This window comes from Janthinobacterium sp. HH106, from assembly GCF_001758725.1.
Taxonomy (GTDB): Bacteria; Pseudomonadota; Gammaproteobacteria; order Burkholderiales; family Burkholderiaceae_D; genus Janthinobacterium.
Genome location: NZ_LRIC01000046.1, coordinates 1 through 23,732, shown reverse-complemented (window position 1 = coordinate 23,732; position 23,732 = coordinate 1). Strand labels below are relative to the sequence as shown.

The following is a 23,732-nucleotide window of genomic DNA, read 5'->3' as shown; positions in this document are numbered from 1 at the left end:
ATGCGTCGAACAACGGCGGCCCGATCTACAACAACAATACCAGCGGTACTTCCTACGGTTTCCAGGTGGAAACCTGGTTCTAAGTTTGCAGGCGTTGTCAGTCTCGATCAACCTGGCGCATCCTTCGCGGATGCGTTTTTGGCGCCGTCCCGTGATATAAATGCAATGTCGTCATGTCATGGATCGCGGCGCCGTCTTTACACCAAGATGATGCCCGTTTGCAAGCGGGTCTGAGCACAAGAGCGCCGGTACAGGCGCAGATTTCACCTTTTTCGGCCCCGTATGCCGAAGCCCCCTAAAAGCTTGATCAAAAAAGGAATGTGGAGATGAAACTGAAATTCAAGATTACCCAACTGGCCGCATTGACCACCCTGGCATTTGCCGGCAGCGCGTTTGCGACCGACGTGGAAGTGTTGCACTACTGGACCTCCGGCGGCGAAGCGAAGTCCGTGGGCCAGTTGCAGCAAATCGTGAAGGAAAGCGGCTTCGGCTGGAAAGATTTCGCCGTGGCCGGCGGCGCTGGCGAAAACGCCGCGACCGCGCTGAAAACCCGCGTCATTTCCGGCAACCCGCCGACGGCTGCGCAGATCAAGGGCCCATCGATCCAGGAGTGGGGCGCCGAAGGCGTGCTGGCCAACATCGACGATGCCGCCATTCCAGGCAAATGGGATGCCGTGCTGCCGAAAGTCGTTGCCGACATCATGAAATACAAGGGCCATTATGTTGCCGCTCCCGTCAACGTCCACCGCGTCAACTGGATGTGGGTCAATCCGGAAGTGCTGAAAAAAGCCGGCGTGGCCACCACCCCGACCACCTGGGATGCGTTCTTCGACGCGGCCGAGAAGATCAAGAAATCGGGCGGCATCGCGATCGCCCACGGCGGCCAGCCTTGGCAGGACGCCACCGTGTTTGAATCGGTCGCGCTGGGCGTGGGCGGCACGGAGTTCTACAAGAAAGCCATCCTCAAGCTGGACCAGAAGGAATTGACCGGTCCGACCATGCTCAAGGTGTTCGACACCCTGGGCAAGGTGAAGACCTACATCGACAAGGATGCGGCTGGCCGCGACTGGAACCTGGCCACCGCCATGGTCATCAACAACAAGGCCGGCTTCCAGTTCATGGGCGACTGGGCCAAGGGCGAGTTCACGGCCGCCGGCAAGGTGCCGGGCAAGGACTACCTGTGCGTGGCAGCGCCTGGCACGGACAAGGCTTACACCTTCAACATCGATTCGTTTGCCATGTTCACGCAAAAGGATGCAAATGCGAAGAAAGGGCAGATCGCCCTGGCCAACGCTATCATGAATCCGAAGTTCCAGTCGATCTTCAACCTGAACAAGGGTTCCATCCCCGTGCGTTCCGGCGTATCGAAGGACAAGTTTGACGCTTGCGCCCTGAAATCGATGGAAGACATGGACGCCACCAACAAGACCGGCGGCCTGGTGCCATCGTTCGCCCACGGCATGGCGCTGCCATCGGCCACGCAAGGCGCCGTGACCGACGTCATCGCCAAGTTCATGAATACCAACATGAGCTCGAAAGACGCGGTTGCCGCTCTGGCCAAAGCGGCAAAAGTGAAGTAATCACGACGGCGCCGGCACTCCCGCCGGCGCCTGCTGCATCGCATGCATCGCAGGCGTCCGCCCTGGTTTCGGCCAGGCCGGCGCCACACGCAGTTCTACTTCTACGGCTGTCCTATGTCCATACGCAAGCAATTCGACCGATGGATACCGCAGATGGTGCTGGGCCCCACGCTCATCGCCAGCTTGGTATTCGTCTATGGTTTTATCTTTTTGACCGGTTGGCTGTCGCTGACCGAATCGCGGCTGATGCCGAACTACGAGTTCGCCGGCCTGGTGCAATACGTCGAGCTGTTCGACAACGAGCGCTGGTGGACCTCGCTCAAGAACCTCGGCATCTTCGGTGTCCTGTTCATCGGTTGCAGCATCGCCATCGGCCTGTTCCTGGCCATCCTGCTGGACCAGAAAATCCGCGCCGAAGGCGCGCTGCGCGCCATCTATCTGTATCCGATGGCGCTGTCCTTCATCGTCACCGGCACGGCCTGGAAATGGATGCTCAATCCCAGCCTGGGCCTGGAAAAGGTCATGCACGACTGGGGCTGGACCTCGTTTACCTTCGACTGGCTGGTGAACTCCGACATGGCCATCTACACGGTGGTGATCGCCGGCGTATGGCAGTCGTCGGGCTTTGTCATGGCCCTGTTCCTGGCCGGCCTGCGCGGCATCGATGACGAAATCATCAAGGCGGCGCAAGTCGACGGCGCGTCCCTGCCGACGATCTACTGGCGCATCGTGATTCCCGCCATGCGTCCCGTGTTCTTCAGCGTGCTGCTGATCCTCGCGCATATCGCCATCAAGAGCTTCGACCTGGTCATCGCACTGACGGCTGGCGGACCTGGCAATTCGTCGTCCGTGCCGGCCATCTTCATGTACCAGTTTTCCTTCACCCGCGGCCAGCTGGGCCTGGGCTCGGCATCGGCAATGATGATGCTGGCCACCATCGTGGCCGTGCTCGTGCCGCTGATGTACCTGGAAACGCGCAGCGCAAAGGCGATGAGATGACACCTACCCGCAATAATCGACTCACCCTCGGACGGGTGGTGGTATACCTGCTGCTGATTTTGTTCGCGGTGTACTACATCGTGCCCCTGTACGTGACCCTGTCGACGTCGTTCAAGTCGCTCGACGAGATCCGCAGCGGCAACCTGCTGGCACTGCCGCACGTGTGGCAGTTCGATTCCTGGGCCAAGGCCTGGTCGTCGGCCTGCACGGGCGTCACCTGCGACGGCATGCAGCCGTTCTTCTGGAACTCGATCAAGATGGTGATTCCCGCCGTGCTGATCTCGACCTTCCTGGGCGCCTTCAACGGCTATGTGTTCGCGCACTGGCGCTTCCGCGGTTCGGAAATCCTGTTCGCCGCCTTGCTGGTGGGCTGCTTCATTCCGTTCCAGGTGGTGATCCTGCCGATGGCGCGTTTGCTGGGCGAATTCGGCCTGGCCAATACCACCACGGGTCTCGTCTTCGTGCACGTGGTGTACGGCACGGCCTTCACGACCCTGTTCTTCCGCAATTACTATATCGGCGTGCCGGAAGAACTGATCAAGGCGGCGCGCATCGACGGCGCCGGCTTCTTCCTGATCTTCCGCAAGATCGTGCTGCCGATTTCGGGTCCGATTTTCGTCGTCTGCATCATCTGGCAATTCACGCAGATCTGGAACGACTTCCTGTTCGGCATCGTCTTCGCCAGCGGCGATTCGCAGCCGATCACGGTGGGCTTGAACAACCTGGTCAACACGTCCACGGGCGTGAAGGAATACAACGTCAACATGGCCGCCGCGGTGATTGCCGCGCTGCCGACCCTGCTGGTCTATCTGGTCGCAGGCCGTTATTTTGTGCGCGGTCTGACCGCAGGCGCAGTCAAAGGTTAAGGAAAGAATATGTCCAGTTTATCGATACGCAGCATCCGCAAGGTGTACACGAATGGCGTCGAAGTCCTCAAGGGCATCGACATCGAGATCAAGGATGGCCAGTTCCTGATCCTCGTCGGCGGCTCCGGCTCCGGCAAGTCGACCCTGCTCAACATGGTGGCCGGCCTGGAAAGCGTCACCTCGGGCGAAATCCTCATCGACGGCAAGGTGGTCAACGACTTGCCGCCGAAGGACCGCGACATCGCCATGGTGTTCCAGTCCTACGCGCTGTACCCGTCGATGACGGTGCGCGAAAACATCGCGTTTGGCCTGAACGTGAAAAAGGTGCCGAAGGCGGAGCAGGAAGAAATCGTCTCGCGCGTGGCAGAAACGCTGCAGATCACGCACTTGCTGGACCGCCGCCCGGCGCAGCTGTCGGGCGGCCAGCGTCAACGCGTGGCCATGGGCCGCGCCATCTCGCGCAAGCCCTCGCTGTTCCTGTTCGACGAACCGTTGTCGAACCTGGACGCCAAGCTGCGCGTGGAAATGCGCGCCGAGATCAAGCTGCTGCACCAGCGCCTGAAGGCCACCATCGTCTACGTCACGCATGACCAGATCGAGGCGATGACGATGGGCGATCTCATCGCCGTCATGAAGGATGGGGTGGTGCAGCAACTGGGCACGCCGCAGGAAATCTACGACAACCCGGCGAATCTGTTCGTGGCCGGCTTCATCGGCTCGCCGTCGATGAACTTCATCACCGTCAAGCCTGTCATCGAGGGCAACGACGTGTTTGTCGCCATCGAGAACGCGGGCAAGAGCCTGCGCCTGGCCTTGCCGTTCGCCGCCGACAAGCTGCGCAGCTATGCGGGCCGCGACGTGATCCTGGGCGTGCGCCCGGAACAGATCACGGACATGAGCAGCGCGCACGGCGACGTGGGCCAGGAACTCGGTTGCCTGATCGACCTCGTCGAGCCGACCGGTCCCGACACCCTGCTGACGACGCGCCTGAACGGCGCCGCCGTGACTTGCCGCACGCATCCGCGCGAAGCGGTGCTGCCGGGGCAGACCATGCAGCTGTCGTTCAACCTGTCGAAAGCGGCCCTGTTCGACCCGGCCAACGGCGAGCGTATCGCGTAAGCGCCACCTGCCATGAAAAACGGCCCGCTTGTCCAGGTGACAGGCGGGCCGTTGTCGTTTACGCCGCCGCGCTTATTGCGCCAGCGATTTTTTATAGGCGATGGCGTGGCGCAGCTTGCCCTTGTCGCCGATCAGCTCATCGAACGCTTCCCGGTTGACTTCCCGCAGGGCGCCCAGTTCGCGCGCGCTCTTGCCGCCGCGGACGCTGTCGCCGGGCCGCAGCGCCACCATCGCCTGCGCGGCCAGCAGGATCGCATTGGCATACGCGGCCGGATCGCGCATGTCGACACGCGCCAGGTCCAGCGCGGGCATGCGGCGCAGCCAGTCGGCCCAGTAAAACTCGAGAAATTCCGTGGCGTGCTCTGGCGGCTCGTAGCCGATCCCGCGCGTAAAGTAGACGAGCGAGCGGTACGGGTCATCGCCCAGCGATGCGAGACCGATGGCGGGCGGCAGCTGCTGTGGCGTGATGGCCTGATTGCGGCCGTTCTTCAGCCAGACCTTGTTTTCCGCGCGCATGCGGGTCCAGAAGGCCGCGTCGTCCAGCGCGCTGAAATTGTCGCTGACCTTGACCCAGACCTGCAATTGCTGATTGCGTCCGCCATCGGCTTCCCGGAAGGCGGAAAACGTGTGGTGGCCATCGGTCAGGTACACGAGGCCGCGCGGGCCGATGACGACGGTCTTCATGTCGTCCGGGCGGCTGCCCACGGCCGCCTTGCAGCGGTAGCTGGCCGGCGGCGCGGCTAGGGTGGCGCCGGCCACGTTGGCCGTGTTGGGCAAGACGTCGCCCTGGCCATTGGCTTCGCACAGGTCGGCGAATTTCCTGGGCTTGGCGATGTCCGCGATGTGCTTTTCTTCGGCCGCATAGCGCCCCAGCTTGTAGTACACCTGGTCGTAGCCGATGGCCGGCTGGGTCGGATGCAATTCATCGAGGCGCACCTGCAGGATGCGCGGATGGGCGGCACTGCCCGCCACGGTGGACATCAGCGCCTGCTGGCGCGCGCTGAGGGCGGGCGCAACGGCGGCATCGCGGGACCAGGCCATGCTGGCGAAAGACAGGGCCAGCGCGGCGGCGGCCCGGGGGAATGCGGCGTGCATGCGACCTCCAAAGTGAGCGGTATGGCGAGCAGCATAGCGCGGCACGCGATTTCGCACAGTCCGACAGGCGCATGCACTGCGCCAGATCAAGCCAGTTTCTTAAAACCACGTCTCCACTTGCAGGCCGAACGAGGTGCCGCTGGTGGCGTTGCCGTATACGGGACCGGACTCGTTGGCCTTGTTGACGGCGGCCGTGGCGGCGTCGTTCCATTTGCCGTAGGTGACGAAGGCGCGCAACTCGGGACGCGCCCAATAACCCTTGCCCGCCGTCAGGGTGGGCGCGAAGGTCAGCTTGGTCAGGCGCTGGGCGGCGCCGCCCGTGGGCGAGGTCACGCGGTCCGTGCCCAGCTCGAACTGCAGCTTGAAGTTGTCGTTGACGGCATACACGGGGCGCACGCCCACGGTGGTCCAGGTCGAGCTGCCGCCCGAGACGTTGGACTTGTCGCGCTGCACGATGGCCACCATTTCCGCGCTCCATTCGGGAGTCGGCTGTATCCACAGCGAATTGAAGATGCGCAGGCGCGTCACGTCGCTGCCGTTGCGGATCGAGCCCGTGGTGCCCATGCGGTCGCAGCACTGGCCGCCGGCGCCCGTGCCCGGCCCCACGCCGTACTGGATGCCGAAGGTGTTGGCGCCGCCCCACACTTTATCCTGCTTGTGCAGCACGGTGGCCTGCCAGCCGCTGTGCGAGGTGCTGTCCTTCTTGTCGGGCGTGATGAGGGTGGTCAGCACTTCCAGCGTGCCATCCTGGTTGACGGGGATGCCCTGATAGACGAGGTTTTGCCGGATGGCCGAGTTGCCGGGCTTGTCGTTATCCTTGAAGAAGCCATAGCTGATGCGGCCCGGTCCCAGCTTGTACTGGTCGATGCCGCCGCCCGTGCCGTTCATATTGATATATTGCAAGTCCAGCATGTGAATGTCGGGACGCATGTAGTAGCGCTTGCCGATCCAGGCCGTGCCGCCGTTGAGCGTGGGTATGTTTTTCGCTTCCACGTACATCTTCGACATGCTCAGGTCCGAATCGCTGACGTCGGAGCTGGGCGTGTAGGCTGCCACCATGATATGGCCGACGAAGCTGACGCCGTTGGGCGACTTGGCCATTTCCTTCTGGTATTCGAATTCGCCATAGGTGTCGCATTCGTTGCCGAGCCGGTAGCGCATGGTGTTGCCGCCCAGGCCGTAGCAGCTTTGCGGGCCGCGGCTGTCCGTGCTCGAGCCGAGGCCCGCGCGGAAGTAGCCATGGTATTCGCCTTCGGCATCGCTGGCGTGGGCGGCGCCGCAGGCCAGCAGCATGGTGCAGGCGAGGGCCAGCGAGGTCTTGATCGGGTGTTGCATACAATCTCCTTGTCGTTATTAAAATGCGTGCTTGGGCACGTCGTCTACCGGATCGCTGCCGATCCAATCGGGGCGGCCGCCTGGGCGGAAAGGCTCAGGCGGCCAGATTCTGTTTCGAGGAAATCAGGTTGCCGGGCTGGCGCCGCGTGCGCGCCACGCCCTGCGCGTCGAACAGGTGGAAGGCGCTGCTGGCGGCCGAAACCGTGAATGGCTGGCCCAGCGGCACGCGGTTGTTGCCGTCGCCGCGTATCACCAGTTCCTGGCCGTTGTCCAGGCTCAGGTAGATGAAATTGGCTTCGCCCAGGTGTTCCACCAGGCTGACGACGCCCTGGAAGCGGGCGCTGCCGCCGCCGTTTTCCAGGATATGTTCGGCGCGCAGGCCCGCCGTGACGGCGTCGCCCGCCTGTAGGCCGGCCGGATCGACGAGGGCCGTGATTTCCTGGCCGCTGGCCAGGGCCACGCGCACGCCATCTTCCTCAGCGGCAATGACTTTTCCCTCGAAGAAATTCATCATGGGCGCGCCGATGAAGCCGGCCACGAAGCGGTTCGCCGGCTGCTGGTACAGCTCCAGCGGCGTGCCCGCCTGCTGGATATGGCCGCCATGCATGACGACGATCTTGTCACCCAGGGTCATCGCCTCGACCTGGTCGTGCGTCACATACACGATGGTGGCGTTCAGCTGGCGGTGCAGCTTGGCGATTTCCAGCCGCGTCTGCACGCGCAGGGCCGCGTCGAGGTTCGACAGCGGCTCGTCGAACAGGAACAGCTGCGGCTCGCGCACGATGGCGCGGCCGATGGCCACCCTCTGGCGCTGGCCGCCCGACAGTTCGCGCGGCAGGCGCTCGAGCAGATGGTCGATCTTCAGGATGGCGGCCGCGTGGCGCACGCGCCGGGCGATGTCATCCTTGCCGGCACCGGCGATCTTCAGGCCGAACGCCATGTTGCGGAATACGCTCATGTGCGGATACAGCGCATAGCTCTGGAAGACCATGGCGATGCCCCGCTCGGCGGGCGGCAAGTCGTTGACGACCTTGCCACCGATGGACAGCGTGCCGTGCGAAATGCTTTCCAGACCGCACAGCATGCGCAGCAAGGTCGATTTGCCGCAGCCTGAAGGGCCCACCAGCACGACGAATTCACCGTCGCGGATGTCGAGGTCGATGCCGGCCAGCACGTTCGTGCGGCCGTCGTAGGATTTGCTCAGTTGTTGCAGGCTTACATGGGCCATGGTGCACCTATTATTTGACCGCGCCGGACGTCAGGCCGCGGATCAGTTGACGAGAGAAAATGACGTACATGACGAGCACGGGAATGACGGCCAGCGACAGCGCCGCCAGCACGGAGTTCCAGTCGGTCACGTATTGCCCGATGAATTGCTGTACGCCCAGGGTGACGGTCTTGGTGCGGTCCGACGGCGCCAGGATCAGCGGGAACCACAGGTCGTTCCAGGCGGGAATCATGGTGAACACGGCCACCGTGGCGATGGCGGGGCGGATCAGGGGCAGGATCACCTGGAAGAAGATGGCGAATTCGCCCACGCCGTCGCAGCGCGCCGCATCCTTCAGTTCGCGCGGCACCTGGCGCACGAATTCGGACAGGATCATCACGGCCAGCGGCAAGCCCTGCGCCGTGTACACGAGCACCAGTGCCGTCAGGGTATTGATCAGGTCGAGCCGCACCACCAGTTCCAGGATGGACACCGTGCCCAGGCGGATGGGGATCATGATGCCCAGCGCCAGGTACAGGGTCAGCAGGCGGTTGCCCGTGAACGTGTATTCGGACAGTGCCCAGGCCGCCATGGCGCCGAACAGGACGATCAGCAGCAGCGACAGCAGGGTGACGAACAGGCTGTTGCCGAAATACAGCAGGAAGTCCGAATTGGCCAGCACCTTGTGAAAGCCCACGAGGGAAAAGGTGGCGGGCGTGGGCAGGGCCAGCGGATTGTCGAAGATGGCGGCCCGCGTCTTGACTGAGTTGATCAGGATCAAGACGATGGGGAACAGCGCGATCAGGGTGTAGCCGGCCAGGATCACGTGCACGGCGGCGCGGCCCAGGGGGCGAGTGGAAACGTTGCGCATGGCGGCCCTTACAGTTCGTAGCGTGTCAGCTTGCGCTGCACGAAAAAGAAATACACGCCCACGCCCATGAGGATGACGAGGAACATCATGGTGGCCACGGCCGCGCCCATGGTGGGGCTGCCCAGCTGGGCCTGGTAACCGAAGAAGGTGCGGTAGAAGAAGGTGCCGAGGATGTCGGTGGCGTAGTTCGGCCCCGCCAGCGCGCCTTTCACGGAGTACACGAGGTCGAAGGCATTGAAGTTGGCGACAAACGTCAGGATGGTCACCAGTCCCAGGGTGGGCCAGATCAGCGGCAGCTTGATTTGCCAGAAGATGCGCATGGCGCTGGCGCCTTCCGCGTGGGCCGCCTCGATGATTTCCTCGGGCACGGCCAGCAGGGCCGCATAGATCAGCATCATGGGAATGCCGATGTATTGCCAAACAGAAATGAGCGCGATGGTCAGCAGGGCCGTCGATTCCTGGCCCAGCCATGGCGCGAAATAGCTGCCGATGCCCACGCCGTCCATCAGCGACTGGCCCACGCCCCACAGCGGCGACAGGATCAGCTGCCAGATGAAGCCGATGATCACCACGGACAATAAGGTGGGCAGGAAGATCAGGGTGCGGTAGCTGCGCTCGCCCTTCAGCCCCTTGAGGCTGAAGAGGGTGGCCAGCAGCAGGCCGATGGGATTTTGCAGCAGCATGTGGATGAGGAAAAACTTGCAGTTGTTCCACATTGCATTCCAGAAACTTTGCGACCATTGCGGGTCGAACAGGATGGTGGCGTAATTGGCCAGACCGGCAAAATGGTGCTGGCCGCCCTCATCGCTCGTGTACAGGCCCAGGCGCAGGGTATCGGCCAGGGGCAGGGCGCTGAACAGCGAGTAGATGACCAGCGCCGGGGCCAGGAACACGGCCACGTGCCACGGGAAAGCTTTCTTCACGGCGAAACTCCAGACGAATAAAAACACCGGCGGCGGGGCCGCCGGCAAAACCGCGCCACCGGGCCGCCGCATCGCATTGCTCAGGCCGGTTGCGGGGGGAGGATGGGGGGATTACTGCTGCGGCTTGTACCACTTGGCAAAGCCGGCCTGGATCTGGCGCGCCGCGTCTTTCGGCGCCAGCTTGCCGTTCAGGACCTGGGCGTTGACGTTCCACAGCTCGTTTTCCATGCTCGGTTCGCCCCGGTTGAGGATTTGCGCGTTCAGGCGGATGGTCGAGGCGCAACTGGCGCGCCAGCCGTTCATCTGCTTGGCCAGCGGATCCTTGATGGAAATCAAATGGTTCGACAGCGAGAAGAAGCCCGTCACCTTGTTGGTGTAGATGTCGGCGAATTCCTGCGAACCGAGCCAGGCGAGGAATTTGTAGGCGTCTTCCTTGTTCTTCGACTTCTTGTTGACGCTCATGCCGATGTCCGTGTGGTCGGAGATATAGCACTTGTCGCCGGCCTTGCGCACGGGCGGGTTGAAGGCGCCCAGTTCCAGCTCCGGGTCCTGCTTGAAGTAGGCGATGTCCCAGGAGCCGGACGGGTAGATGGCGGCCTTGCCCAGCGCGAACTGGTTCTGGCTGTCGCCATAGGTTTGCGCGCTGGCGCCCTTGGACAGATAGCTGCCCAGCCGGGCTTCATATTCCCAGGCGGCGACGAATTGCGGATCGGTAAACCTGGCCTTGCCCGCGATCAGCGCCTTGCGGCCATCCTCGCCCTTCCAGTAATTGGCGCCGATGCTGGTAAACACCACCTGGTTCGCTTCCCACTGGTCGGCCGTGCCCAGCGCCAGCGGCGCATACTTGCCGCTCTTCTTGACCGTTTCGAGCACCTTGAAGAATTCCTCTTCCGTGGCGGGCGGCTGCAGTTTCAGTTCGCGGAAGATTTTCTTGTTGTACAGGAAACCATGCATGACGGAGGCGATCGGCATGCAGAAGGTGTCCTTGCCATCGTCCGTCTGCCACGCCACCTTGGCCGAGGCGGGAAAATTCTCCATGCCGGCCTTGCCGTCGAGCTTTTCCAGCTGGCCCCGTTTGTACAGGGCCAGCGAGACGTCGAACGGGCGGCAAGCGAGCAAGTCGCCTGCCGTGCCGCCGCTCAGGCGCGCGTTCAGCGTGGAATCGTATTCGGTGGGGGCCGTGGGCGAAAACTTGATTTCGATGCCAGGATGCTTTTTCTGGAAGGCGGGGATGAGCACCGTTTCCCACAGGGTCTTGTCGTCCACGCGCCAGCTTTCGATGGTGAGCGTGCCCGCTTGCGCCGTGCCGCTGGCCAGCAGCAGGGCCAGCAATGTGTTGCGCGCGGCCACGCCGCCTTGTGCATGCAATCGCATGATGTCTCCTTGTTGGTGTTGGTCTTGTTTGGCTGCCTGATACGCTGCAGTTGGCGGACAGTAGCATCGGGGGAAATGTGACGCCAGCTCCCGGCATTGCGCTGACGATCATTTCTTATCTTGTTGATTTAAAAGGATAATATTGAAATGCGCAGGTGCGCTTGCTTACCTTTCCTTACCATTGGCCGCTGCCGTGGCGCGCCGTGCGGGGCGTCGGGCGGGCGGGACGCCCCGGGCGCCGTGCAAGATGGCGCAACAAAAGCTCACGTTTCTTTACAAATCAGGTGACTAAATTACCAACCTGCTGTTTTGTAGTTGGGCTATAGTTTGTCGCGACAAGAACAAGGGGACAGCATTGAAGACGCCACCGCGCAGCACCGCCGACCGCCATGCCGGGGCCGCCCGCCGTCGCGGCGTGGCGGCACTGGCACTGCTCTCACTGATGTGGACCGGCGTGCCCGTGCGGGCCGAGCCGCTGCAAGTGCTGCACTGGTGGACCTCGACCGGCGAGCGCCGCGCGGCCGACGTGCTGGTGGCGCGCCTGGCGCAGGAAGGCGTCGAGTGGCGCGACGCGGGTATCGCGGGCGGCGCCGGCGTCGGCGCGGGCAAGGTGCTGAAGAGCCGCGTGCTGGCCGGCAATTCGCCGGAAGTCATGCAGCTGATCGGCTACACGCTGGGCGAGTGGAGCGACCTGGGCCTGCTGCTGCAACTCGACAGCGTCGCCGCCAGCAACAACTGGCGCGCAACCATGTATCCGACCGTGTGGGGCCTGCTGCAGAACCGCGGCCATACGATGGGCGTGCCGGCCGGCATCCACCGCATCAATACGCTGTTTTACAACCGCAAGATTTTCCAGCGCCTGGGCCTGGCCGTGCCGCGCAGCTGGAGCGACTTCGAGCGCGTGGCCGCCACGCTGCGTCAGGCCGGCATCACGCCGCTGGCGCAAAGCAGCGAGGCGTGGCAAGTGGCCACCCTGTTCGAGACGCTGGTGCTGGCCGAATCGGGGCCTGCCTACTACCGCGCCCTGTTTGTCGACAAGAAAGCCGAGGCGTATGCGGACCCCCGCCTGCGGCACGCCTTGCAGCGCTTGAGGTCGCTCAAGCAATGGATGGCGGCGCCGCTGCGCGAACAGAGCTGGCCCGAGATGGCGCGCCAGGTCGGTGATGGCGAGGCGGCCATGTACATCATGGGCGACTGGGCGAAGGGCGAGCTGAACGCCTGGGGCCGCGCCACGGACGAGGTCTTCGGCTGCGCCGCCGCGCCCGACACGGGCGAATATCACCTGTACAGCATCGATACGCTGGCCATGTTCGCTTCCGACTACACGCACCAGGGCGCGCAGGAAAAGCTGGCGCAGGTGGTCGCTTCGCCGTCCGTGCAGCTCGAGTACAGCCAGGTAAAGGGTTCGATTCCCGCCTTGCGCCAGACCGACCTGTCGCGCCTGGACAGCTGTGGGCGCGCTTCGGCGCAGGCGTTCGCGCGCGGCGCCGCCTTCCAGGCGCCCAGCCTCGTGCACCGCATGGCCACCGATGAAACCAGCAAGGACGCCATCATCGCCGAGGTGCACCGCTATTTCCTGGACGAGACGATCAGCACGGCCGACGCCCAGCGCCGCATCGGCAGCATGTTGCAGGTGCTGAATAAAAAAGGACGAGACCATGTCACGCAAAATCCTGGTCGTTGACGACGATCAAAAGACCCGCATGCTGTTGAAGGCATATTTGGAAAAGAATCAATATGAGGTCAGCCTGGCGCACGATGGCGCCACTTTCCTGGCCGAATTCCACCGCCACGTCGACAGCCTTTCGCTGGTGATCCTCGACGTGATGCTGCCCGACACGGACGGTTTTGCCCTGTGCAAGGTAGTGCGCGCCCGCTCGAACGTGCCCATCATCATGCTGACGGCCAGCTCCGACGAGACGGACCGGGTGGTGGGGCTGGAGCTGGGCGCCGACGATTACATCGCCAAGCCCTACAGTCCGCGCGAATTGCTGGCGCGCATCAAGGCCATCCACCGCCGCACGGGCATCGACGCAGCGGCGCCGCCACGCTACTACCGCTTCGTGGGATTCACGCTCGACACGCTGGAACGCACGGTGACGGATGCCGATGGCGAAGCGCTGCAGCTGACGGGCCTCGATTTTCAGCTGCTGCGCTATTTTGTCGAGCATCCGGGCGACATCCTCGACCGCAGCGTGCTGTGCGAACAGACGCGGGGGCGCGATGCGGGGCCGCTCGACCGCTCGCTCGACGTGCAGGTGAGCCGGCTGCGGCTGCGCCTGAAGGATGATGGCAAGCAACCCGTGCTGATCAAGACGGTGCGCGGCGCCGGCTATGTGTTCTCGGCCGACGTCAGCAGTGCGCATGCCTGAGCGGGGCGCGCGCCGCCTGCTCGAGCGCCTGCTGCCGCCATCGCTGCTGGGCCGCCTGTCCGTCGTGATGGTGGCCGGCGTGCTGGCCACGCAACTGGTGGGTAACCTGATCTGGGCCGCGCAACTGCGCCGCGACTCGGCCGTGGAAGCGCGCATGGCGTCGCAGCACCTGGCCCGCAGCGCCAGCAGCACCATCCGCTTCTTTCTCAGCCTGCCCGCCAATTACCGGCCCATCCTGATCCAGCAATTCCGCGAGATGGGCGGCACGCGCTTCTTTGTCAACGTCAACCAGGGCCCGCTGGCCATCCGCGAAATCGCACCGCACGCACTGGCCGACACGGTGGTGGCGACCGTGGGCGCGGCGCTGAAGAGCGACTTGCCGCAGCTGGCCGGTTACCGCGTGGGCTTCGCCTGGCCGGCCGACCTGGTGGTGGCCGACAGCGGCGCGCGCATCGGCGACTTGCCGGAAAACTGGGTCCAGCATATCTTGCTGCTGAAACCGAATCCGGCCCCCGTGCTGGTGATCCAGGCCGAGCTGGAACCGGGTAACTGGCTGTACCTGGCGGCGCTGATGCCGAATCCATATTTCTTGCAAAGCAGCAACCCTTGGACCCTGGACCGGGTACTGCTGCAGGCGCTGTCGCTGGCGGCCGTGCTGCTGCTGTCCATCCTCGTCGTGCGCTGGACCACGCGGCCGCTGGCGGCCCTGTCGGATGCAGCCGAGGCCTTTGGCCGCGGCGAGACGCCGCCGCCCCTGCCGCAGACGGGCAGCCGCGAGTTCGTGCAGACGGCGCGCGCCTTTGGCGCCATGCGCGAGCGCATCCAGCGTTATCTGGAAGACCGCGAACGCCTGTTCGTGTCGATTTCGCACGACCTGCGCACGCCCATCACGCGTTTGAAACTGCGCACGGAACTGCTCGACGACGATGTGCAGCGCAATGAATTCCACGACGACCTCGACGAGCTGGACATGATGGTCAAGGGGGCACTGCAATGCGTGAAGGATAGCGACATCCATGAAAATGCCACCGAGGTGCGGCTCGACGCCTTGCTGCAGCGCATGGTGCGCGGCGCCCAACTGGCCGGCCACGAAGTGCATTACGTGGAGACGGGCCTGAGCGTGACGGCCAAGCCCCTGGCGCTCAAGCGCGCCATCGGCAACTTGCTCGACAATGCCTTGTTTTACGGCAAGACGGCCCACCTGTCCGCGCGCCGCGAAGGCGAGCACATCGTCATCCGCATCCGCGACGACGGCCCCGGCGTGGCCGAGGAGGCGTTCGCCAGCCTGTTCCAGCCCTATGTGCGCCTGGAACATGGCCGCGAGCAGAATGCGCACGGCATGGGGCTGGGGCTCGGTATTGCGCGCAGCATCGTGCAGGCCCACGGTGGCGAGCTGAGCCTGGCCAACCACCGCGACGGCGGCCTGGAAGCGACCATCCGCCTGCCGGCGCAGTAAGGCGCCGGCGGCAGCGTCAGGCCAGCAGCGCGCTGGGCACGCGCGGCGACGACATCAGCTCGCGGAACGCGGCCCAGTGTGCTTCGCGCGTGGCGCCCTGGCGCTCGACATAGGCTTTCGCCATGTCCTGGCCCAGGTTGTAATTGATGACGTACGCGCCCATGGCATCGTAGAACTGCAGGCGCTGCGCGGATTTCTCGGCCGGATACAGGCGCACGTTGACCAGCCATTCCAGCGCTTCTTCGCGCGTGATGCTGCCTTCGAGGTACTGGCGCGCGATGTCGTTGTCGGCGTAGCTCAGTTTGGCCAGCAAGGCATTGAGTTGCGCATAGCGGGGCGCCAGCGCCGGGTCCAGGCCGGCCAGCGGATACAGCACCTGCTGTTCGAAGTCCAGCCTTTCCGCATCCGTGAAACTCAGTTCGATGCCGTAATTGGCCGTACCTTCGGCGATCAAGGATTGCGGCGAATACAGAGGGTAGATGCAGTATTCCATCCAGCCCTTGCCGCGCACCAGGTCGCGTTCCAGCAGCACGTTGTAGACGTGGTGGCCCGGATACGCTTCGTGGCAGCCGAGGTCGACGGCGCGATCGATGTACACGGGCAAGTCCGTATTGATCTGGATCACGCTCTGGTAGTTGCCCTTGTACCAGTTGTAGCCGCTCCAGGGCTTGTCGGTGACGAATTCCAATACAAAATCTTCACCGTCGGGCAGCGCGATGTAGCGCAAGGTGCGCTCGCGGCCTGCGCGGATGGCCGCCTCCATGACGGCGCGCAGCTTGTCTGCGGGAATGACGAGTTGCGCGCGCAAGGCGTTGACACGCGCGCTGACCGTGCCGGGACCGGGCAGCAGGGCGTCGATCTGCGCCACCAGGTCTTCGTAGTACGCACGGCTGTGATGGGGCGAGACGGCGTCGTACAGGCGCGCGCTTTCCGTATCGAAATCGAGGCGTGCGCCTTGCAGCATGTCCGCGCGCGCCAGCACGGCGTGCAACTGCTTGCGCAGGTTAAGGGCGCGCAGGCAAGGTTCGTCGGCCAGCAGGGCCAGCGCCTTGTCAGTCGCGGCTTTGATGTCGCTCAAACTCAATTGCTGTTCTACCGCTTCCTGTTGCCATGCGGGCGGGCCGTAATAGGCGTCCACATACGAGGCATCGTGCTGGCCCATGGCCAGGACCAGCTTGACGTAGCATTCGGCCACGTCGGCAAGGGGAGGGGAGTTGCTATCGTTATTCGTCATGGCGGCAGGGTTTTTCGCGGTTGGGCAGCGCTTATTGTATAGCGCAATAGCATGCGCGTGAGGCGTGTACGCGCCACATCATTTCTCTACAGTAACTGGGGAAACGCATCTTGATATACATCAGTGATCCCGGCATTCGGCACCTGCGTCATGCGGTTTCGCCGCAAGATGGCGTGGTCTTCTTTTTTATGCAACTACGTGATTTTTTCCTTGATATTTATTCGTTTATGGACGAATATTCTGTACGAGATCCGGCACTATCTGACGTCATCGGGCAGGGATTTATATACGGAATGGCTGAAACGCCAGCGCGATACTACGGCCAGGGTGGCCATAGCCCGGCGCGTGTTGCGTATGATTCCCGGCAATTTTGGCGACCACAAGTTCTGCCACGATGGTGTGTGGGAGTTACGAATCGATGTGGGAGCCGGTTACCGTATCTATTACGCCATTGCCGGGGAGCAGATCATTTTATTGCTGTGCGGAGGCGACAAGCGCACGCAGCCGAAAGATATCGAATACGCCTGTGCCTGCTGGCACGACTGGAAGGAGAGAGGACATGAACGAGGAACCAAGCAAACCACCGAGAGACCGCTCGCATGACGAAGCGATGGCCGAACTGTACCGCGACGACCCCGCTCTCGCCCTTGAACTGATTAACAATATCCTCGTCGATGGCGACCATGGCGAACTGCTGGCCGTGCTGCGCCAGCTGACGCGCGCCTTTGGCGGCGTGCCCGCCGTGGCGCAGGCGGCCAAGCTCAATCCTACCCAGCTGTACCGTACCTTGTCGCCCGAGGGCAATCCCTCGCTGAGCACCTTGACGGCCATCCTTGATGCCATGGGCTTGCGGCTGGCCGTGGAGCCGAGGCAGCCCGAACGTCCATTTCCGGCGCCGGCCGCCTGAGTCCACGGGGCGCTTAGAACTCCACGGGCCGCGCTTCGCGCATCGCTTGCGTCATGGCCAGGCCGATGCGCGTCGCTTCCGTCGCGTCGTGCAAGGTCAATGACAAGGTGCGCCGGCCCAGCGCCGCATCCGTGAACTCCTGCGCCTCGATCAGAAAGGCGTCGGCGAAGCGGGCATAGAAGTCTGGCGTGCACTCGTTGCGCACGCCGTGCGCATCCGAAATTTCCACGCGGTTCAGGCGCGGATTGCTGCCCACAGCCAGGCGGCCGCCCGTGCCGAACACTTCCGTCAGGGTTTCGTGGCCATGCGCCATGGTGCGCGAAGCCATGAAGCTGGCCATGCTGCCGTCGCTGAACTCGACCGTCGCCAGGCCGTTGTCGACGTCGCCGAACGCCTGCAAGCCCGTGTGGATGGCGTTGGTGCCGCTCGCATACACGCGCTTGGGCACGGGATTGCCCAGCAGCCAGCGCGCCAGGTCGATATCGTGCACGCTGCAATCGAGGAAGATGCCGCCGCTGGTGGGGGCGAAGCGCATGAAGGCGCCGCTGGGGTCGTTCTGGTCGCAGGTTTGCGAACGCACGAGATACGGCTTGCCGATGAGCCCTAGTGCGATCTTTTGCTGCGCGTCATGATAGCTGGTGTCGAAACGCCGCACGAAGCCGATCATGATGGTCAGTTGCGGGTGGCGCGCCGCTTCCGCTTCCACCTTCAGGCAGTCGGCCAGGTCCAGCGATAGCGGTTTTTCGCAAAACACGTGCTTGCCGGCGCGCAAGGCGGCGATGATCTGGTCCGCATGTAGCGAGGTGGGCGTGACGAGGAAGACGGCGTCCAGGCCCGGGTGGGCCAGCAGCGCATCGTAGTCGGCATAGCCGGTGGTGACACCGAGCTGGCTGGCGGCCCAGTCCAGTTCGGCCGGCACGGGACTGCAGGCGGCCACGACTTCGGCGTTGGGCACGCGCTGCGCCAGGTTGATGGCGTGGCGCTGGCCCAGCCGGCCCAGGCCGACGATGCCGACTTTTAATGTTGGGGATGACATGGTGTCTCCAGGTATTTTTTTATTGGTTTATACAGTGACGACGCGCTGTTCGCGCCACGACAGCGTGGCCGCCTCGGCCAGTTCCAGCGCCTTCAAGCCATCGTGGACGGTGGTGCGCAGCGGCGTACCGTGGGTGAGGGCGTCAAAGAAGTGCGCCATTTCCTGTGCGTAAGCCACGCGGTAGCGTTCCAGGAAGAAATCTTCCGGCTTGTCCACGCTGACGTTCACCGAGCCATAGGCCGTCACTTCCGTCGGCTTGTGGTTGCCCGCCTGCAGCATGCCGGCGCTGCCCAGCACTTCGAAGCGCTGGTCGTAGCCGTAGGCGGCGCGGCGCGAGGCATTGATCTGGCACAAGCGGCCCTTGGCCGTGCGGATGGTGACGACGGCCGTATCGAGGTCGCCCGCCTCGCCGATGGCAGGATCGACGAGGCAGCTGCCCGTGGCGTGCACGCTGACGGCTTCATCGTCGAGTATCCAGCGGAAGATGTCGAAATCGTGGATCAGCATATCCTTGAAGATGCCGCCCGACACCTTGATGTAGCTCACGGGCGGCGGACCGGGATCGCGGCTGGTGACGACCAGCAATTCCGGCGTGCCGATTTCTCCCGCTTCAATCCGTGTCTTGACGGCATGGAAGGTGGGGTCGTAACGGCGCTGGAAGCCCAGCATGCACAGCACCTTGGCTTCCTTGACGACGGCGGCGCAGGCGCGTGCCCGGTCCATCGTCAGATCGACGGGCTTTTCGCAAAAGATGGCCTTGCCGGCAGCGGCCGAGCGCAGGATCAGGTCCGCGTGCGTGTCCGTGCTCGAGGCGATGACGACGGCCTTGATGGCCGGGTCGGCCAATGCCGCCTCGACAGTCGCGCTGCTGCCGCCATGCAGGCCGGCCAGCGCGGCCGCCGCTTCCTGGTTGACGTCGACCACGTACTTGAACTGTACGCCGGGCTGGGCAGCCAGGTTGGCCGCGTGGATTTTGCCGATGCGTCCGGCGCCGAACAACGCTACTTCAATCATCATGTTCTCCTGGGGTGTGGATTTCTTCGATGTCGAGCTCTAATTTATATGCCAGCGCGATGAACAGCGCCTGGCACAGGCAGATGGTGCTGGTCAGCGAGCGGAAGGCGAAGGCGCTGCCCTCGGTGACGGTGAGCAGCGCGTCGGCGGCCCGCGCGAGCGGGGCCAGCTTGCTGTCTGTAATCACGAGGACCTTGGCGCCCTTGTCCTGCGCCGCCTTGATGCACTGCTGGGTTTCCTTGCCGTAAGGCGAGAAACTGATGGCGATCGCCACATCGCGTTCGCGCACGCTGCGCATCTGTTCGCGGTGCATGCCGCCCAGTCCGCTAATCAGGTGCACGCGCTTGTCCGTGTGTTCGAGCGCGTAGGCGATGTAGGAGGCGATCGGAAACGACCGGCGCACGCCGATCACATAGATGTTTTCCGCCTTGAGCAGCAGGTTGACGGCCGCTTCCAGCTGGGCGTCGTCGAGTCCGGCTGCCAGGTCGTCGAGGCCGGCGCGGCTGGCGCCGACGAACTCGCGCGTCAAGTCGCCCGCGCTGAGGGCGGCGTCGCGCGTGGAAATGAGCTTGCGGATGCGCTGCTGGTAGTCGGGCGTGGCGCCGGCCTGGTCCGTGTACGCCTGGCGGAACACATCCTGCATTTCGGAAAAGCCCGTGTAGCCGAAGCGCTGCGCGAAACGCACGATGGCCGACGGCTGCACGTCACAGGCGGCAGCGATGTCGCTGATGCGCTCGAGCATCAGGCTGGCCCGGTGCTTTTCGATGTATTGCGCGATGACTTTCAACTGGCGCGACAGGTTGTCGTACTCGGCGGCAATGTGCTGCATCAGCTGTTCGATGGGGGCGGTGGCTGCCATGGTTTTTTTCCTCGGTGTGCTTGCTGGGCCGCGATGACGTATCAATTCCGTGCGGCTGGTTCTGGCGAGAATTATAGGAGGGAATCTTGAAAATAGAAACGAATTTCTATTTAAATTTATTTTGAAAATTTTATTGCATTTGTCTTTTTTGTGGCCTAAGCTGTGCGCAGTGCATCGGTTTGCGTGCCGCAAGGCCAGGCCGGTGACACCCTTCATAAAAGCTCGCAACTATAAAAATTAATCCGTCTAGGAGACATTCATGCATAGCAATAAAAGCAAGGGTTTGATGAAGTGCCTGGCCATCGCCAGCCTGGGCCTGAGCCTGGGTTTGAGCACGGGCGCCAGCCATGCTGCCGGCGAGAAATTCGTCATGGTCAGCCATGCGCCGGACTCCGATTCCTGGTGGAATACCATCAAGAACGCCATCAAGCAAGCCGGTGAAGATTTCAACGTGTCCGTCGACTACCGCAATCCGCCGAATGGCGACCTGGCCGACATGGCGCGCCTGATCGAGCAGTCGGCCGCGCGCAACTATGATGGCTTGATCGCCGACATCGCCGACTTCAGCGTGCTGCAAAAACCGCTGGGCACGGTCGTGGCGAAGAAAATCATGCTCGTGACCATCAATTCAGGCACCCTGGCGCAAAGCGAACAGTTGAAAGCCATCATGCACGTGGGCCAGCCCGAGTATGACGCGGGCCTGGGCGCCGGCAAGCGCGCCAAGGAAGCGGGCATCAAATCGTTCGTGTGCGTGAATCACTATGCGATGAATGCGTCGTCGTTCGAACGCTGCCGCGGTTTTGCCGATGCGCTCGGCGTCGATTTCAAATCGTCCACGCTCGACACCAATGGCGTCGACCCAGGCGTGATCGAAAGCAAGGTCAGCGCCTATCTGCGCAGCAATCCGAAGACCCAGGCCGTGCTGGCGCTGGGACCGGATTCGGCGCCGGCCGCCATGCGCGCCGTCGAGAAGCTGGGTCTGAAAGGCAAGATGTACTTCGCCAGCTTCGACTTGTCGGAAGAAATCGCCAAGGGCATCAAGGATGGCAGCATCCAGTTCGCCATCGACCAGCAGCCCTACCTGCAAGGCTACATTCCCGTTGCCGTGATGGCCATCATGAAACAGCAAAAAATCACTGACCTGGCCAAGGTCAAGGAAATCCTGATCGCCAATCCGAAATACCAGGCGCGCCTGGCCGAATACGGCCTGACGCCCATCTACGGCCCGCGCCACATCAGCTCCGGCCCCGGTTTCGTGACCAAGGAAAACATCGCCAAGGTCGAAAAATACGCCGGTCAATACCGCTAATCCACACAGTCGCCACCAGGAGTTGCCCAGCGCCGCACCGCCTCCGCGGGCGGCGCATGGGAGGAACACGCCTGGCGCCAGCGATGCTGGCAGGAAAGTAATCGGAATTGGTAACAAGTATCACTGAAAGGACTTCGTATGACTGCGCTCAAATCCAGCCTGGCTAGCCCCGGCATGAATCCTCCTCCGCCTCCCGGCGCCTCCAGCAAGCCAGTTGCCGCCGCCGACGAGCGCGTGGGCACGACCAGCTGGGTCAAACGGTTTTTCGGCCGCCCCGAGTTCGCCTCGATTTCCGGCGCGGTGCTCGTGTTTGCCTTCTTCGTCATCACGGCCGGCGATTCCGGCATGTTCAACCTCGATGGCGTCGTCAACTGGATGCAAGTGGCGTCCTACCTGGGCATCATCGCCATCGGCGCCTGCCTGTTGATGATCGCCGGTGAATTCGACCTGTCGATCGGCTCCATGATCGGCTTTGCCGGCATGATGATCGCCATCCCGACGATTTATTTCCACTGGCCATTGTGGGCCGCGATCCTGTTCGCCTTCGCCGGTTCCATGGCGCTGGGCTGGCTCAACGGCTATATCGTCATCAAGACGCGCTTGCCATCGTTCATCGTGACCCTGGCATTCCTGTTCATCCTGCGCGGCCTGACCCTGGCCCTGTCGATCATGTTCGCCAACCGCACCATCGTCAGCGGCGTGGGCGACCTGGCGGCGCAAGACTGGCTGGCCAGCCTGCTGTTTCACGGCAACGTCGCCACCGGCCTGTTCCAGTGGATGGGCGCGCATGGCTGGATCGCCGTGCTCGACGACGGCTCGCCGCTGGTGAAAGGCGTGCCGAAAGTCATCGCCTGGTGGCTGGTGCTGGCCGCCGGCGCCGCATTCGTCTTGTCGCGTACCCGTTTCGGCAACTGGATGTTTGCCGTGGGCGGCGACGCCAATGCGGCCAAGAATGTGGGCGTGCCGGTGCGCAAGGTCAAGATTTCCCTGTTCGTCTTCACGGCCTTCTGCGCCTGCCTGTTTGCCACCTTGCAAGTCTGCGACGTGGGTTCGGCCGCCGCCGACCGCGGCATGCAAAAGGAATTCGAAGCCATCATCGCGGCCGTCATCGGCGGCGCCTTGCTGACGGGCGGCTACGGTTCCGTCGTCGGCGCCTGCTTCGGCGCGCTGATCTTCGGCGTGGTGCAGATCGGCATCACTTATACCAACATCAATTCGGACTGGTTCCGCGTATTCCTCGGCGTGATGCTGCTGATCGCGGTGCTGTTCAATAACTTTGTACGCTCACGCGTCACGGAAGCGAGATAAATCATGAGCGAGCATATTCTTGCCCTGGAAAATGTCAGCAAGCGCTTCGGCTCCGTACTGGCCTTGCAAAACATCACCATGCGGTTGCGCGAGGGGGAGGTTCATTGTTTGCTGGGCGACAACGGCGCCGGCAAGTCCACCCTGATCAAGACCCTGGCCGGCGTGCACAAGCCCACCGATGGCCAATACCTGGTCGATGGCAAGCCCGTCGTCTTCAATTCGCCCAGCGAAGCGCTGGACATGGGCGTGGCCACCGTCTACCAGGATCTGGCGCTGGTGCCGCTGTTGTCCGTGGCGCGCAATTTCTTCATGGGCCGCGAGCCGATGAAAAAGCTGCTGGGCCTGGTTCCCGTGATGGATATCGACTATGCGGCCGAGACGGCGCGCGACAAGCTGGCCGAGATGGGCATCATGGTGCGCGACCCGCACCAGGCCATCGGCACGATGTCGGGCGGCGAAAAGCAGTGCCTGGCCATTGCCCGCGCCATCCACTTCGGCGCCCGCGTGCTGATCCTCGACGAACCGACGGCCGCCCTGGGCGTCAAGCAATCGTTCAATGTGCTGAAACTGATTTACAAGGCGCGTGAGCGGGGTATTTCCGTGATCTTTATTACGCATAATGTGCACCATGCGTATCCGGTCGGCGACTCGTTCACGTTGTTGAACCGGGGCAAGTCGCTGGGCACCTTTACCAAGGATACGGTGAGCAAGGATGCCTTGCTGGACATGATGGCGGGCGGTGCGGAAATGCAAACGCTGATGAGTGAACTCGACGGTGTCACGATTTAAGGATAGCCATGAATAATTCCACACAATTTGCCCAGGGCCGCGCGCTGGACGTGATCTGCCTGGGCCGCCTGGCGGTGGA

The 23,732-nt window shown here is 63.0% G+C and carries 22 protein-coding genes; 12 read left to right on the top strand and 10 right to left on the bottom strand.

The genetic code is table 11. From position 1 onward, the window contains the following. The first annotated feature begins 326 nt into the window (after positions 1–326). The 4 genes from JAB8_RS17305 to ugpC (JAB8_RS17290) all read left to right on the top strand — a co-directional run bounded on the left by JAB8_RS17305 (position 327) and on the right by ugpC (JAB8_RS17290) (position 4,564). The gene (locus JAB8_RS17305) at positions 327–1,580 is read left to right on the top strand and encodes an ABC transporter substrate-binding protein (RefSeq protein ID WP_035817882.1); all 1,254 of its coding nucleotides are present in this window, start codon (positions 327–329) and stop codon (positions 1,578–1,580) included. Positions 1,581–1,694: 114 nt separating this feature from the next. Then, complete coding sequence (locus JAB8_RS17300; RefSeq protein WP_010397323.1) at positions 1,695–2,579, top strand: sugar ABC transporter permease; 885 nt, start codon at positions 1,695–1,697, stop codon at positions 2,577–2,579. Beyond that, positions 2,576–3,445, top strand: a complete 870-nt coding sequence (locus JAB8_RS17295) for a carbohydrate ABC transporter permease (protein ID WP_070290751.1) — start codon at positions 2,576–2,578, stop codon at positions 3,443–3,445. Before JAB8_RS17300 ends, JAB8_RS17295 begins: the two co-directional genes overlap by 4 nt. Before the next feature lie 9 nt (positions 3,446–3,454). Beyond that, entirely contained in the window at positions 3,455–4,564 is a 1,110-nt protein-coding gene (ugpC, locus tag JAB8_RS17290; protein WP_070290750.1) for a sn-glycerol-3-phosphate ABC transporter ATP-binding protein UgpC, read from the top strand. A gap of 72 nt (positions 4,565–4,636) precedes the next feature. Here the strand turns inward: ugpC (JAB8_RS17290) and JAB8_RS17285 are convergent, their stop codons facing one another. From JAB8_RS17285 to JAB8_RS17260, 6 genes are all read right to left on the bottom strand, one after another. Further along, positions 4,637–5,659, bottom strand: coding sequence for a ParB/Srx family N-terminal domain-containing protein (locus JAB8_RS17285; RefSeq protein WP_139143076.1), 1,023 nt, complete (start codon positions 5,657–5,659; stop codon positions 4,637–4,639). Positions 5,660–5,758: 99 nt separating this feature from the next. Beyond that, positions 5,759–6,994: a carbohydrate porin gene (locus JAB8_RS17280; RefSeq protein WP_070290749.1), complete on the bottom strand. Its 1,236-nt coding sequence runs from the start codon at positions 6,992–6,994 to the stop codon at positions 5,759–5,761. A 94-nt stretch (positions 6,995–7,088) separates the two neighbouring features. Next, positions 7,089–8,222: a sn-glycerol-3-phosphate ABC transporter ATP-binding protein UgpC gene (ugpC, locus tag JAB8_RS17275; protein ID WP_070290748.1), complete on the bottom strand. Its 1,134-nt coding sequence runs from the start codon at positions 8,220–8,222 to the stop codon at positions 7,089–7,091. Positions 8,223–8,232: 10 nt separating this feature from the next. Continuing rightward, the gene (locus JAB8_RS17270) at positions 8,233–9,072 is read right to left on the bottom strand and encodes a carbohydrate ABC transporter permease (RefSeq protein ID WP_070218105.1); all 840 of its coding nucleotides are present in this window, start codon (positions 9,070–9,072) and stop codon (positions 8,233–8,235) included. 8 nt (positions 9,073–9,080) lie between these two features. Continuing rightward, positions 9,081–9,995 (bottom strand): sugar ABC transporter permease, encoded by a 915-nt coding sequence (locus tag JAB8_RS17265; protein WP_070290754.1) that lies wholly within the window; start codon positions 9,993–9,995, stop codon positions 9,081–9,083. Between the two features lie 111 nt (positions 9,996–10,106). Further along, a complete protein-coding gene (locus tag JAB8_RS17260) occupies positions 10,107–11,369 on the bottom strand; it encodes an ABC transporter substrate-binding protein (protein ID WP_070290747.1) in 1,263 nt (420 codons plus the stop codon). 355 nt (positions 11,370–11,724) lie between these two features. Between JAB8_RS17260 and JAB8_RS17255 the strand changes: the two genes are divergently transcribed. Genes JAB8_RS17255 through JAB8_RS17245 form a run of 3 tightly spaced genes read left to right on the top strand, consistent with a single transcriptional unit; the run spans position 11,725 to position 15,197 of the window. Continuing rightward, complete coding sequence (locus JAB8_RS17255) at positions 11,725–13,053, top strand: ABC transporter substrate-binding protein (protein WP_240453600.1); 1,329 nt, start codon at positions 11,725–11,727, stop codon at positions 13,051–13,053. Continuing rightward, the gene (locus JAB8_RS17250; RefSeq protein ID WP_070290746.1) at positions 13,028–13,741 is read left to right on the top strand and encodes a response regulator transcription factor; all 714 of its coding nucleotides are present in this window, start codon (positions 13,028–13,030) and stop codon (positions 13,739–13,741) included. The genes JAB8_RS17255 and JAB8_RS17250 overlap by 26 nt, the downstream gene beginning before the upstream one ends. Beyond that, on the top strand, positions 13,734–15,197 hold the full coding sequence (locus JAB8_RS17245; RefSeq protein WP_083287788.1) for an ATP-binding protein: 1,464 nt from the start codon (positions 13,734–13,736) through the stop codon (positions 15,195–15,197). Before JAB8_RS17250 ends, JAB8_RS17245 begins: the two co-directional genes overlap by 8 nt. A gap of 16 nt (positions 15,198–15,213) precedes the next feature. Here JAB8_RS17245 and JAB8_RS17240 read toward each other — a convergent pair whose 3' ends face one another. Then, on the bottom strand, positions 15,214–16,431 hold the full coding sequence (locus JAB8_RS17240; protein ID WP_070290744.1) for a hypothetical protein: 1,218 nt from the start codon (positions 16,429–16,431) through the stop codon (positions 15,214–15,216). A 240-nt stretch (positions 16,432–16,671) separates the two neighbouring features. Between JAB8_RS17240 and JAB8_RS17235 the strand changes: the two genes are divergently transcribed. Then, positions 16,672–17,034, top strand: coding sequence for a type II toxin-antitoxin system RelE/ParE family toxin (locus JAB8_RS17235; protein WP_070290752.1), 363 nt, complete (start codon positions 16,672–16,674; stop codon positions 17,032–17,034). Next, the gene (locus tag JAB8_RS17230; protein ID WP_070290743.1) at positions 16,991–17,338 is read left to right on the top strand and encodes an addiction module antidote protein; all 348 of its coding nucleotides are present in this window, start codon (positions 16,991–16,993) and stop codon (positions 17,336–17,338) included. Before JAB8_RS17235 ends, JAB8_RS17230 begins: the two co-directional genes overlap by 44 nt. 13 nt (positions 17,339–17,351) lie before the next feature. On the opposite strand, the gene JAB8_RS17225 is transcribed toward JAB8_RS17230, so the two are convergent. The 3 genes from JAB8_RS17225 to JAB8_RS17215 are packed head-to-tail and all read right to left on the bottom strand — an operon-like array spanning position 17,352 to position 20,247. Beyond that, positions 17,352–18,374: a Gfo/Idh/MocA family oxidoreductase gene (locus JAB8_RS17225; RefSeq protein ID WP_070290742.1), complete on the bottom strand. Its 1,023-nt coding sequence runs from the start codon at positions 18,372–18,374 to the stop codon at positions 17,352–17,354. A 27-nt stretch (positions 18,375–18,401) separates the two neighbouring features. Next, on the bottom strand, positions 18,402–19,388 hold the full coding sequence (gene iolG, locus JAB8_RS17220) for an inositol 2-dehydrogenase (RefSeq protein ID WP_083287786.1): 987 nt from the start codon (positions 19,386–19,388) through the stop codon (positions 18,402–18,404). Then, positions 19,381–20,247 (bottom strand): MurR/RpiR family transcriptional regulator, encoded by an 867-nt coding sequence (locus JAB8_RS17215; protein ID WP_034757651.1) that lies wholly within the window; start codon positions 20,245–20,247, stop codon positions 19,381–19,383. The genes iolG and JAB8_RS17215 overlap by 8 nt, the downstream gene beginning before the upstream one ends. A gap of 286 nt (positions 20,248–20,533) precedes the next feature. Between JAB8_RS17215 and JAB8_RS17210 the strand changes: the two genes are divergently transcribed. The 3 genes from JAB8_RS17210 (at position 20,534) to JAB8_RS17200 (ending at position 23,653) form a co-directional block, all read left to right on the top strand. Then, on the top strand, positions 20,534–21,556 hold the full coding sequence (locus JAB8_RS17210) for a sugar ABC transporter substrate-binding protein (protein ID WP_240453654.1): 1,023 nt from the start codon (positions 20,534–20,536) through the stop codon (positions 21,554–21,556). A 174-nt stretch (positions 21,557–21,730) separates the two neighbouring features. After that, complete coding sequence (locus JAB8_RS17205) at positions 21,731–22,864, top strand: ABC transporter permease (RefSeq protein ID WP_070218115.1); 1,134 nt, start codon at positions 21,731–21,733, stop codon at positions 22,862–22,864. Between the two features lie 3 nt (positions 22,865–22,867). Beyond that, the gene (locus JAB8_RS17200; RefSeq protein ID WP_070290739.1) at positions 22,868–23,653 is read left to right on the top strand and encodes an ATP-binding cassette domain-containing protein; all 786 of its coding nucleotides are present in this window, start codon (positions 22,868–22,870) and stop codon (positions 23,651–23,653) included. Positions 23,654–23,732: the final 79 nt, after the last annotated feature.